At 64.5% G+C, this 1,413-nt stretch carries 2 protein-coding genes; both read left to right on the top strand.

Going from position 1 to position 1,413, the window contains the following annotated elements; genetic code table 11:
• Positions 1-339: hypothetical protein (locus F2P46_RS35800; RefSeq protein ID WP_166899266.1), on the top strand; the 339-nt coding region annotated here is incomplete at its 5' end.
• Positions 336-1,403, top strand: coding sequence for a hypothetical protein (locus F2P46_RS37225; RefSeq protein WP_208296923.1), 1,068 nt, complete (start codon positions 336-338; stop codon positions 1,401-1,403). The genes F2P46_RS35800 and F2P46_RS37225, both read left to right, overlap by 4 nt.
• Positions 1,404-1,413 lie beyond the last annotated feature (10 nt).

Below are 1,413 nucleotides of genomic sequence, written 5' to 3'. Positions count from 1 at the left end.
TTCATGTTTATGTGGCCCAAGACCCGCAAAGAAGCCTTCCTCCGCATCGGCACCACCATCATTTTCTCCACCGTATTCGGCCCGCTGCTGGTCGTGGCGCTGCGCTCATGGTGGCCCGGCCTGTTCGACGCTGCGCGCGACATCGCGGCCATGTACGGCGTCGACCCGGCGCTGGGCGTGGTCTTCATCGCGGCGCCCGTGCTCGTGCTGGCCGGCCTGCCGGCATGGTGGGTGCTGGGCGCTTTCGTGCGCTGGTTCGGCCGTCGCGAAGACAAAGACATTGGCGAACTGGCCCGCGATGCGGCCGCAATCATTCGCAATGCGCGGGGTGGCGCATGACGCTCGACCAGCTGGTGCGCATTCTCCCGTATGCGCGGCCGCGCGCAGCCAAGTACCTCGACTGGCTCAATGCGAGCATGGTCGAATTCGACATCACGACGCCGGCACGCCAGGCGTCGTTCATCGCTCAGGTGGGCCATGAATCGTCACATCTGCGCTATGTCGAGGAACTGGCGTCCGGCGCCGCTTACGACACGGGCCGGCTCGCCCTCCGGCTGGGCAATACGCCCGAAGCGGACGGCGACGGCCAGAAATGGAAAGGGCGGGGTTTCATCCAGGTGACGGGCGCGGCGAACCATGTCGCGTGCGCCGCCTACTTCCACATTCCGATCGAGCGCATGTCGGCCTGGCTGGTCACGCCGGAAGGCGCCAGCCGTTCGGCCGGCTGGTTCTGGAAGACCCACGGGTTGAACGAGCTGGCCGACGTCGGCGACCAGGTCGCGGTGACCCGCCGCGTCAACGGGGGGTGTCAACGGCCTGGCCGACCGCCTTGCCTTGTTCAACGCGGCGCGCAAGGTGCTGGCGTGATGGGCGCGCTGCTGACGCCCGTTCCGGTGTGGGCGCGCTGCCTGCTGCTGCTGGCCGCCAGTTGGTGCCTCTTCATGCTGGGCCAGTTGCATGGCGAACGCAAGGCAGGGGAGGCCCACATAGCCTACATCAACCAACAGGCGGCCCGGGTGGTCAAGGTCGCCAAGGCCCAAATTCAAGTTTTGGTGAAAACCGAAACAAAATATCGGGACCGGATCGAGAAAATCTACGTCAAGGGTGACGAAATTGAAAAGCAAGTACCTGTTTATGTGTCGGCTGCTGATAGCCGTACTTATGGCGTTAACGCTGGCTTCGTGCGCAGCTACGACGCCGCCTGGACCAATGAACCTGCCGGACCTGCCTCCGACACTGACCGCGAACCCGCCGCCGTTTCGCTTACTGACATCGCAGAAGCCGATGCCCACAACGCGCGTTCCTGCTTCGCCTGGCGCGAACAGGCCCTTGGCCTGCGCGAAGCCTATGTCGGCCTGCAAGCCGTGATGAACGGCGGTCAAGTGAAGGATGTCCCCGAGTGAGCCCCCCAAT

It is taken from the genome of Massilia sp. CCM 8734, assembly GCF_011682155.1.
Classification (GTDB): Bacteria; Pseudomonadota; Gammaproteobacteria; order Burkholderiales; family Burkholderiaceae_D; genus Telluria_A; species Telluria_A rubra.
Note: the sequence above shows the minus strand (reverse complement) of the source record. Positions and strands in the feature narration are given on the sequence as shown.

What these genes read in the sequence shown, in the direction of transcription:
- F2P46_RS37225 (WP_208296923.1), top strand. Translation starts at nt 336, where the DNA reads ATGACGCTCGACCAGCTGGTGCGCATTCTCCCGTATGCGCGGCCGCGC.